1 protein-coding gene is annotated in these 910 nt (G+C 75.2%); it reads left to right on the forward strand.

Going from position 1 to position 910, the window contains the following annotated elements:
• On the forward strand, window positions 1-874 hold an 874-nt coding region (locus GTW43_RS00715; RefSeq protein ID WP_161299577.1), incomplete at its 5' end, for an oligopeptide/dipeptide ABC transporter ATP-binding protein.
• Window positions 875-910: the final 36 nt, after the last annotated feature.

Here is a 910-nt window from a genome sequence, read left to right on the forward strand (position 1 = left end):
CCTGGTCGGCGAGTCCGGCTCCGGCAAGTCCACGACCCTCTTCGAACTCCTCGAACTGAAGCGCCCCGAGAGCGGCACCGTCGACCTGTTCGGCGAGCCGGTGGGAGGGCTCGACGCGGCGCGGCGGCGGGCCCTGCGCCGGCGCGTGCAGATCGTGTTCCAGGACCCGATGGCCTCGCTCGACCCGCGGATGCCCGTCGGCGACATCGTCACCGAGCCGCTGCGCGCCCAGGGCGCCGGGCGGGCCGCCGCGGCGCGGCGCGGGCCCGAGCTCCTCGAGCTCGTCGGCCTCGACCCGGCGCACACCGAGCGCTACCCGCACGAGTTCTCCGGCGGTCAGCGCCAGCGGATCGGGATCGCCCGCGCACTGTCCGTCGCACCCGAACTCCTCGTCCTGGACGAGCCGGTGTCCGCCCTCGACGTGTCCGTACAGGCGGGCGTGCTCAACCTCCTGCGGCGGCTGAAGGCGGAACTCGGCCTCGCCTACCTCTTCGTCTCGCACGACCTGTCGGTCGTCCGGCACATCGCCGACCGGGTGAGCGTGATGTACCTCGGGCGGACCGTCGAGTCGGGGCCCGTCGCGGACGTCTTCGAGCGGCCGCTGCATCCGTACACGCAGGCGCTGCTCTCGGCCGTGCCGCTGCCGGATCCGCCGCGGGAGCGGGCGCGCCGCCGGCAGCGGATCCTGCTGGCCGGAGACCCGCCCAGCCCCACGGAGCGGTCGGCGGGGTGCCGGTTCCGGGAGCGGTGCTTCGTGTACGCGGGACTGGAGGAGACGGACCGCGCCCGGTGCGAGAGGGAGGTGCCCGGCGCGCCGGGCAGCGGGAAGCAGGGTGCGGCCTGCCACTTCCCCCGCGTACGGGCCACCCTCTAGGGCCTGTCCGGCGGATCATGTCGCGGGCGCGGGGTC

Origin of the sequence: Streptomyces sp. SID5785, from assembly GCF_009870065.1 — a bacterium.
Classification (GTDB): domain Bacteria; phylum Actinomycetota; class Actinomycetes; order Streptomycetales; family Streptomycetaceae; genus Streptomyces.